This is a genomic window from Sulfuricurvum sp., from assembly GCF_019163035.1.
GTDB lineage: Bacteria > Campylobacterota > Campylobacteria > Campylobacterales > Sulfurimonadaceae > Sulfuricurvum.
In genome coordinates this window covers 2,490-10,679 of record NZ_JAFLKV010000113.1, presented here as the reverse complement: position 1 = coordinate 10,679, position 8,190 = coordinate 2,490, and the positions used below count along the sequence as shown (strand labels likewise).

The 8,190-nt window shown below is 45.8% G+C and carries 10 protein-coding genes; 8 read left to right on the top strand and 2 right to left on the bottom strand.

What is annotated here, in order from left to right; translation table 11 throughout:
* Window positions 1-197 (bottom strand): hypothetical protein (locus JZU62_RS08035; protein ID WP_295013634.1); only part of this gene is annotated, 197 nt, incomplete at its 3' end.
* A gap of 265 nt (window positions 198-462) precedes the next feature.
* Between JZU62_RS08035 and secG the strand changes: the two genes are divergently transcribed.
* Genes secG through JZU62_RS08015 form a run of 4 tightly spaced genes read left to right on the top strand, consistent with a single transcriptional unit; the run spans window position 463 to window position 2,284 of the window.
* On the top strand, window positions 463-780 hold the full coding sequence (secG, locus tag JZU62_RS08030; protein WP_295013633.1) for a preprotein translocase subunit SecG: 318 nt from the start codon (window positions 463-465) through the stop codon (window positions 778-780).
* A gap of 15 nt (window positions 781-795) precedes the next feature.
* Complete coding sequence (gene frr, locus JZU62_RS08025; protein WP_295013631.1) at window positions 796-1,353, top strand: ribosome recycling factor; 558 nt, start codon at window positions 796-798, stop codon at window positions 1,351-1,353.
* A 5-nt stretch (window positions 1,354-1,358) separates the two neighbouring features.
* Window positions 1,359-1,967, top strand: coding sequence for an orotate phosphoribosyltransferase (pyrE, locus tag JZU62_RS08020; protein ID WP_295013629.1), 609 nt, complete (start codon window positions 1,359-1,361; stop codon window positions 1,965-1,967).
* Window positions 1,967-2,284, top strand: coding sequence for a hypothetical protein (locus JZU62_RS08015; protein WP_295013627.1), 318 nt, complete (start codon window positions 1,967-1,969; stop codon window positions 2,282-2,284). The genes pyrE and JZU62_RS08015 overlap by 1 nt, the downstream gene beginning before the upstream one ends.
* On the opposite strand, the gene JZU62_RS08010 is transcribed toward JZU62_RS08015, so the two are convergent.
* Entirely contained in the window at window positions 2,279-3,889 is a 1,611-nt protein-coding gene (locus JZU62_RS08010; protein ID WP_295013625.1) for a cation:proton antiporter, read from the bottom strand. The two genes, JZU62_RS08015 and JZU62_RS08010, sit on opposite strands and share 6 nt — an antisense overlap.
* A gap of 143 nt (window positions 3,890-4,032) precedes the next feature.
* Here JZU62_RS08010 and JZU62_RS08005 point away from each other — a divergent pair, with 143 nt between their 5' ends.
* The 4 genes from JZU62_RS08005 to JZU62_RS07990 all read left to right on the top strand — a co-directional run.
* Window positions 4,033-5,661 carry a CTP synthase gene (locus JZU62_RS08005; protein ID WP_295013623.1) on the top strand — a complete coding sequence of 543 codons (1,629 nt, stop codon included), beginning with the start codon at window positions 4,033-4,035 and terminating at the stop codon, window positions 5,659-5,661.
* Window positions 5,645-7,240, top strand: a complete 1,596-nt coding sequence (gene recJ / locus JZU62_RS08000) for a single-stranded-DNA-specific exonuclease RecJ (RefSeq protein WP_295013620.1) — start codon at window positions 5,645-5,647, stop codon at window positions 7,238-7,240. The genes JZU62_RS08005 and recJ overlap by 17 nt, the downstream gene beginning before the upstream one ends.
* Window positions 7,192-7,695: a hypothetical protein gene (locus tag JZU62_RS07995; RefSeq protein WP_295013618.1), complete on the top strand. Its 504-nt coding sequence runs from the start codon at window positions 7,192-7,194 to the stop codon at window positions 7,693-7,695. The genes recJ and JZU62_RS07995 overlap by 49 nt, the downstream gene beginning before the upstream one ends.
* Window positions 7,696-7,702: 7 nt before the next feature.
* On the top strand, window positions 7,703-8,190 hold a 488-nt coding region (locus JZU62_RS07990; RefSeq protein WP_295013616.1), incomplete at its 3' end, for a tetratricopeptide repeat protein.

Genomic DNA, 8,190 nt, shown 5'->3' with positions numbered 1-8,190 from the left:
GGAACGATAGAGCGAACATCAATCGCATCACCCGCTACGGCATTGGCAACTTCATAAAGGGAAAATGTACTCACGGAAACCACCGCTTTAGTCTCGGCAGTACCCTCTTTTTTTTGAGGTTGCGGTGAAAAAAATGTCATCCCTATTACGATTGCACTAATCACACCGCCAAAAACTATCAGTCGTTTTGTATCCATTATTCTCGTTCCTTGTGCTATTTAATACTAATAATTAAGCTATGAATTCAATTCTTTATACGTAATAAATAAAATAATACGCAATGAATGAAATGACTATAGCAACGGCATACGCCACTTTCTTTTTGTGAGGACATTTTTTACACATAACCGCTTTCCTTTGTAAAAGTGTATTTTAATCCTAATCGGTTTAAAAACAAGCTTCATTCGGCTCTTATGAACACTATGCTATAATCGCGAACTTTTTTAAATATCAAGGATTAACATGACAGGTATACTGCTCATCGTACAGATCGTTTTGGTCGTTATGATCACCATCGCTGTACTTCTACAAAAAAGCTCAAGCATCGGTTTGGGAGCTTACAGCGGTTCAAATGAATCGGTTTTCGGGGCTAAAGGTCCGGGGAGCTTTTTGGCGAAAGTGACTTTCTTTCTTGGGTTTATTTTCATTGTAAACACCATTGCATTAGGCTATTTCTACGCACAACAAAAAAACCAGTCAGTTGTCGATGCTATGATCGAAAAAAATGACGTTGCGGCTCCGACGATCAATATCGTAAACGATATCAATACTACTAAATAAGTCTAGGGGAAAGTTATGTTAAACGAAGTGTATCAATTTTGTGAAGATAAAATGCAAGGAAGTTGTGAACATCTTCTCAGCAACTTCCGCACACTCCGCACCGGACGTGTCACCACCAAAATCTTGGATAATGTTCGTGTTGACAGCTACGGGTCTATGGTGCCTATCGATCAAGCGGCAAGCGTACTCGCAACCGATGCAACGACTATCACCATCTCTCCATGGGATAAATCGATGCTCTCTGTGATCGAAAAAGCAATTATGAAAGCCGATATCGGGGTTAATCCGAACAACAATGGAACCGAAATCAAACTCTTTTTCCCTCCAATGACGGTTGATCAGCGTCAAGATACGGCGAAAAAAGCGAAAGGGATGGCGGAAGATGCAAAAGTAGCGGTTCGTAATGACCGTAAAAAAGCAAATGACAAAATCAAAGTGCTCGAAAAAGACAAATTGGTAACTGCCGATGATTCTAAAGGTGCTCAGGATAAAGTTCAAAAAATTACCGATAAATTTATCGCCAAAATCGAAGAGTTGCTCAAAACAAAAGAGCACGATATCTTGACGGTATAACAGCAATGGATATCAAACAAATTTATCTCGATGCGAGCGCGATGCTCGAAGGTCATTATAAACTCAGCTCTGGCAATCACTCAGCCTATTACCTCCAATCGGCAAAAGTGTTGGAGCAACCTCGCACGGCAAAGATTCTCGCCGATGCGTTAGCGGTAAATATCCAAGAGAGCGGAATTGAAATCGATACCGTATGTGCTCCGGCATTGGGCGGTTTGATCGCAGGATTTGCCCTCGCAACGGCGCTGGATAAACGCTCTATTTTCGCAGAGCGCGTTAACGGTGAGATGCAAATTCGTCGCGGTTTTGAGATCACTGAGGGGGAACGTGTCCTCATTTGTGAAGACATCATCACCACCGGTGGCTCAGCGATGGAAGCGGCAAAGGCAATCGAAGCCCTCGGCGGTATCGTGGTCGGTTTTGCGGCACTCGCTAACCGTGGATTTTGCAAACGTGAGGGTTCAGCACTGGAGCGCAAAGTAAACTGTGCTCTTCCTAGCGATAAACCCCTCTTTGCCCTCGCAGATTTCGATTTCGAGATGTACGCACCCGATAACTGCCCACTGTGCGCCGATGGAAGCGAAGCAATTAAACCGGGGTCACGAGGAAACTAATGTCTGCTAATACCCAAAAGTTCAAGGTCGATATGACCCACTTACAAAAGGTTCAGCGAACCCTTCGTAAATCGGGGAATATCTTCCCGAATGAAAACGCGTTGATCGAAACGCTCGAAGATTTGATCATCAAAGCCCAAGATGACACTTCGCTCAACACTTATTACTCTATGGCACAATATCTCAAACAACGCATTCGTGAACTCAAAACCAATCTCCCTAAGCCGGTCGAAGAGATCGATACAGCCCTCGAAGATTTGGAGTGGTCGATCCACTATTTACAGTGGCTTGTCACAGAGCAACCGAAAGAATCATAACTCACAATGTAGCGCTTCGCTCACAAGCCGAGATGCTACCTCTTTTTTTCCGTCAATCGTTATCGAGATGGGAAGTCCTCTTAACTCCCGTTTTTCTTCCAAGCTCACCACTTTTACCACCAGTTTGACATCTGGCGCATAGCGGATAATAGTCTCACAAATAAGCCGTTTTTTCTCCAAATTATCGAGAGTAATGATGACACTGACCGAATCTTTGGTGCAGAGTTTGTCTAAAATAGCGTTTTTAGACATATCGCCGAAATAGACCTCTTGATTATCCCGTAACGCCTCTTCGACATGTTTATAGCTGTTATCCGCAACAACATAGTCTACCCCCTCTGCACGCAACGCCTTAGCGACAAATTTTCCAACAATCCCATACCCGCAGACGATAATATGATTTTTACGTCCCGGCAACATCGCAAAAGTTTCGGTCACACTCACATCTTTAAAAAAGTATCCGCTGATATTGGATAAATGGGTGAGGATAAAAGGGGTGAGGATAATCGAGAGCACCGCAACCAAGACCAACATTTGCGAAAGCTCTGTGGGGATCAGATTGTGATTTTCCGCTAATGCAAAAATAGCAAATGAAAATTCCCCTACTTGAGAGAGTGCTACCGCCGTTTTAAACGCGATTTTATTCTGAGAATGGAGTCGAACAATACCGAAAATAATGGCGGCCTTAATCAGTAAAACGGCTACCAATAATGCCAAAATCTCTAAAAAATGGGTACCAAACAGCCCCAAATCAATCTTCATCCCGACGGTGACAAAGAATGTCCCCAGTAATAAATCTTTAAACGGGGCGATATCGGATTCGACTTTGTGATGGTAGCGGGTCTCGGCAATAATCATCCCTGCGACAAACGCCCCCAGTGAGTAGGTAAACCCCGCATACGAAGCGAGAAGGGATGAAGCAACCACGATAACGAGTACCGATCCCATAAAAAGTTCATCCACTTCACTCGATGATGAGAAATGAAGCAACCACGTCATCACCCGCTTACCCACAATAAAGAGCGATCCGACAATCACAACGGCACTCAAAAGAGTATGCAAAAGGACATCGGCAATATCTTTTCCATTTGAACTCAAAAATCCGATCAAAATCAAAATCGGGATTACCGCTATATCTTGAAATATTAAAATACCGGTTGCTTTTTGACCGTAAGGACGGGCAATCTCTTTAGTCGATTTGAGATAACTGAGCACCACTGCAGTAGAGGAGAGGGACAATGCCATCGAAACGATTAACGCCGTTGACAGTGAAATTCCAAGCACTCCGTATGCAATTGCAAAAAAGATAACGGCGGAGATAAGTACCTGTAGTGATCCGTTGAAAAAGACATCGTTTTTCATCGTTGAAAGCCGCTGCAATGAGACTTCAAGCCCGATCGTAAACATCAAAAAGACAACCCCAAATTCGGCAATCATCCCCAATGTATGAGAATCACTCAGATGGCGAAAATCAAAAAGATAGGCGACACTTACACCCGTCAAAATGTAACCGATAATCTGAGAAATTCCAAACCGTTTTAAAACAAGATTAACAACAATAGAAAATCCTAACGCTATCGTGACGTAATATAAAGCTGATTCCATTAAATTCCATCTTTCAAACGTTTTTATAAGTCTTAAAAGTATATAATACGTTCCTTAAGAAGAGCGGCAATTTGTCGACGTTTTGGATCATCACGACCCATTTAACCCCATCGTAAAAATGCTAAGAGCTAAGGAATGATTCAATGACTAAATATATTTTTGTAACCGGCGGAGTTCTAAGTTCACTTGGAAAAGGGATTACGGCAGCCAGTATCGGCGCACTCCTCAAACATTCCGGCAAACAAGTCGGTATGCTCAAAATCGACCCGTACATCAACGTCGATCCCGGAACCATGAGCCCGTTGGAGCACGGTGAAGTATTCGTCACCAAAGACGGTGCAGAGACCGATCTCGACATCGGAAACTATGAGCGGTTCCTTGACGCATCATTTCTACGCACCAGTAACTTCACAACGGGTCAAGTCTACAGCTCAGTAATCGAACGCGAACGTAGCGGCGGCTATTTGGGGCAAACGATCCAAGTCGTTCCTCATATCGTTGGCGAAATCGTTGATCGTATCAAAAAAGCGGGGGAAGGGCACGAGATTCTCGTGGTCGAACTCGGCGGAACCGTCGGAGATATCGAGGGATTGCCGTTTATGGAGGCGATCCGTACGATGAAACATGATGACGAAGTTGAGGGGACATTTTTTATCCACGTAACTCTCATTCCGTTCATCAAAGCGGCAGGCGAGCACAAAAGCAAACCGACCCAACACTCGGTTCAAGAGCTTCGCCGTATCGGAATCACCCCTCAGATGATCATCGCTCGTAGTGAAGAAAAACTCCCGAAAACCTTTAAAAAGAAACTCGCTCTCGCCTGCGACGTGAGCAATGACAGTATCATCGAAGCGATGGATGAGCAAACCATCTATGCCGTTCCGCTCAGTTTTCTCCACCAAAATATTCTCGCCCCGATCAGCAAAGAGCTCTCTCTTGGAGAGCTTAAACCCGATATGGAGCAATGGGATTCACTCGTTAAAAAAATCGTCTCTCCGAAACATCACGTCACTATCGGTTTTGTCGGTAAATATTTGGAACTCAAAGAGTCCTATAAATCGCTTATCGAAGCGCTCATCCACTCAGGAGCTCATCTCGATACCCGCGTAGCGATCCACTGGGTAGACTCTGAAAAAATCGAAACCCAAGGGGCAGAAGCGCTATTGCGTGATTGTGATTCGGTTCTCGTGGCAGGCGGTTTCGGTAATCGCGGTGTCGAGGGGAAAATCGAAGCGATCCGTTATGCTCGTGAAAACCGTATTCCGTATTTGGGAATCTGTTTGGGGATGCAACTCTCGGTCGTCGAATATGCGCGTAATGTCTTGGGATACGAAGATGCCAACTCCATCGAGTTTAACCCGACAACAACCCACCCTATGATCTACCTGATCGATAACTTCATCGACCAATCGGGTGAAACACAGCTCCGCACCCACCGCTCACCGATGGGGGGGACACTTCGTCTGGGCGAATATCCATGTGAAACCAAAGAGGGCTCAAACCTCCGCGCCGCCTATGATAATGAACCGCTTATTTTCGAGCGTCACCGTCATCGCTACGAAGCCAATCCAACCTATCGCGAAGCGTTAGAGAATGCCGGAATGGTCGTAACAGGAGAATCGCACGGCTTGATCGAAGCGGTTGAAATTCCTGCTCATCCATGGTTCTTAGGGGTACAGTTCCACCCAGAGTTTACCTCTCGTCTCCAAAGCCCGAACGCCTCTATCCTTGGATTTGTAAAAGCAACGTTCACTCATGCCAACCCTGCCTGAGGTTCCTCTCCTCGATCATACAACACTGGAGAGTTTTTTAGCGTGCCGATTTGAAGCACAAAGCGAAAAACTCTCCGACATCCCCCATCCAACCCTACTCAAAGATGCCCAAAAAGGTGCCGAGCGACTCGCGCGTGCTATCATGAGCGGTGAAAAAATAGCTCTGGTAGGCGATTATGATGTGGATGGAGTCACCTCCACCGCCATCGTCAAACGTTTTTTCGACCTCATCCCCTATCCTCTAATCACAACGATACCGAACCGTTTTAACGATGGATACGGCGTCTCTAAAAATGTCCTCGAACGCCTCGATGCGGATGTCATTTTTACTGTTGATAACGGAATCAATGCCATCGAAGCCGCAGAGGTGTGTAAAATGAGAGGGATTGATCTCATCATAACCGATCACCACACCCCAGGAGACACACTTCCCGATGCTTATGCCATCATCAACCCTAAACAGTGTGATTGCTCCTATCCGTTCAAAGAGATTTGCGGCGCACAGGTAGGGTGGCTCCTAATGGGACTGCTCAAGCAAGAGCTAAATCTCACCATTGATATGCGCCAATTTTTCCCATTTTTGGCACTCGCCGTCATCGCCGATGTTATGCCTCTAGTAGGGATCAACCGTGCCATTGTCAAAATAGGACTGGAGATGATGAGCCGTTCCACACTATCTCCGTTTGTGATGATCCGCGATTTTCTAAACCGCCCCGCTATCTCCTCCGAAGACATCGCCTTTCAAATCGCCCCCCGTATCAACTCCGCAGGTCGGCTCGAAGATGCCTCTATCGCGCTGGATTTTCTCCTTGCTGATACGACCGAGAGGGCATACCATCAATTCGAACTCCTCACCGCGCTGAACACTCTGCGCAAAGAGACCGAAGCCCAAAACACCGCCGAAGCGATGTTACAGGTCAACCCCAATGATACAATCATCGTCGTTGCAGGTGAGCACTGGAACGAGGGAGTCGTGGGGATCGTCGCTTCACGGCTTGTGAGCCATTTTCAAAAACCCGCCATCGTCCTGAGCATCCATAATGGTATTGCGAAAGGCTCCGGTCGAAGTATCGGTAACGTCGATCTCTACACCCTCATCAAATCCCAAGAGACTCATCTGCAAAAATTCGGCGGTCATAAAATGGCGGCAGGACTATCAATGAGCAGTGAGGTCGTCGAAGCTTTTCGTCAAGGGATCAATCACTCCGCAAAAACGATTTCCCCTGAGGATTTCATCCCCCATAACGATATTGTCGGGGAGCTGGAGCATGAAATGATCAATTTTCAGCTATTAGAACTATTGGAGCGGTTTGAGCCCTACGGTGAGGGAAATCCCCGCCCGAGGTTTCTGATCCGCGATGCCGACGTCATAGCGGTCAAACTCTTCGGGAGTGACCAATCGCACAGCCGTATTGAACTGCGCCCCTCACGTGTAAGCCAAAAAACACTCGAACTCATCGCGTTTCGACGAACTCTCGAATGCCCTGAAAGTAAAAAAATGTCATGCAGTTATACGGTCAACAAAAATGAATGGAACGGGCGGGTCTCTCTCCAACTGATGATGGAGCGGATATTTTGATCCCGCGTACCCTTTTAGTTGCATTTTTATTTATCGGATGCGGTTCTGTGAAAACTGCCCTCCCCTATCCTCTCACCATCAGCGAAGAGGGGTTGGGCGCTATCCATCCCGATACACCGTTTGATCAAATCAGTACCGCTTTGAGCGGTTTTGAGTTTGAAAAACTGAGTCAAATCTCTTCAGATCAGAGCCATACGATAGTGCAAATAAAACGCTCTCATAGCCTCATCGCCCAAGTCGTCTCTGATAGCTCAGGTAAAAAGATTTCCGCCATCTATATCCTCTCTCCGCTTATCAAAAATAAAAACCACCTCGGAATAGGCGATCCCCTCCCTCAGAGTACGTCATTACAATGTGACAACGACCTCTGTCAAAGCATTGATGAGCCCTCAGTGCACTATCGAATCGATGTGAGAGATCGAACTATTCGTGAAATAACCTTTTCACGGCTATAATACACTCATGGATACATTTTTTATTGAATTTCGCGATCCCCTCTTCGGTATCGTTGTCTTTTTCATCCTCCTCTTTGTCCTCTCATTTCTGAGCTATTGGTGGGGGCGATACAAAAGTGCACGTGAGCACACCGATCTCGAATCATTTTTGGGAAAATTCGAATCCATCGGTGAGGGGGATAAACTCACCGAACAGGTACAGACTAACTCTCTCACCAGTGAATCGTGGCTGCTGTTGGCACAAAGTTTTGAGCATCAGGGGAATTATGAGAAGAGTGTCGAGATTTATCACGCCCTCCTCGCCAAAAACCGTGACCCTATCTTCCAAAAAGATGCTCTGTTGCTGTTGGGAAAAAGTTTTTTCAAAGCGGGGTTTTTAGAACGCTCTCGCCAAACGTTCCTCCAAATTCTCTCTAATGCTCCGAGAACACCGCAGGCACTCCATTTCTTGATACTCATTTATGAGCAACTCCAACAATACGATAAAGCATTAGA

Excerpts from the sequence above, each read along its gene's own strand:
- secG (WP_295013633.1), top strand. The coding sequence starts at position 463 with ATGACAGGTATACTGCTCATCGTACAGATCGTTTTGGTCGTTATGATC.
- pyrE (WP_295013629.1), top strand. The coding sequence starts at position 1,359 with ATGGATATCAAACAAATTTATCTCGATGCGAGCGCGATGCTCGAAGGT.
- JZU62_RS08010 (WP_295013625.1), bottom strand. The coding sequence starts at position 3,889 with ATGGAATCAGCTTTATATTACGTCACGATAGCGTTAGGATTTTCTATT.
- JZU62_RS08005 (WP_295013623.1), top strand. The coding sequence starts at position 4,033 with ATGACTAAATATATTTTTGTAACCGGCGGAGTTCTAAGTTCACTTGGA.
- JZU62_RS07995 (WP_295013618.1), top strand. The coding sequence starts at position 7,192 with ATGGAACGGGCGGGTCTCTCTCCAACTGATGATGGAGCGGATATTTTG.
- frr (WP_295013631.1), top strand. The coding sequence starts at position 796 with ATGTTAAACGAAGTGTATCAATTTTGTGAAGATAAAATGCAAGGAAGT.
- JZU62_RS08015 (WP_295013627.1), top strand. The coding sequence starts at position 1,967 with ATGTCTGCTAATACCCAAAAGTTCAAGGTCGATATGACCCACTTACAA.
- recJ (WP_295013620.1), top strand. The coding sequence starts at position 5,645 with ATGCCAACCCTGCCTGAGGTTCCTCTCCTCGATCATACAACACTGGAG.